The 251-nt window shown below is 66.9% G+C and carries 1 protein-coding gene; it reads left to right on the plus strand.

Features of this window, described 5'->3' with window-relative positions; translation table 11 throughout:
- The coding region (locus AC5RV1_RS21470) for a transposase (protein ID WP_493995967.1) at positions 1-251 on the plus strand (251 nt) is incomplete at both ends.

Raw genomic sequence — 251 nt, forward strand, 5'->3', positions numbered from 1 at the left:
CTTCCACAGCGACCACGGGTCGGTCTACTGCTCCAAGGCCTACGCCCAGCTCTGCAAGAAGTTCGGCGTCACCCAGTCGATGGGCGCCGTCGGCTCGTCGGCCGACAACGCACTCGCGGAGTCGTTCAACGCCACGATGAAGCGCGAGGTCCTCCAAGACACCGCCTGCTGGCCCGACGAGCTGACCTGCCGCCGGCAGGTCTTCAGATGGCTCGTCCGCTACAACACCCGCCGCCGTCACAGCTGGTGCG

Source organism: Arthrobacter sp. Hb9-2 (genome assembly GCF_059091165.1).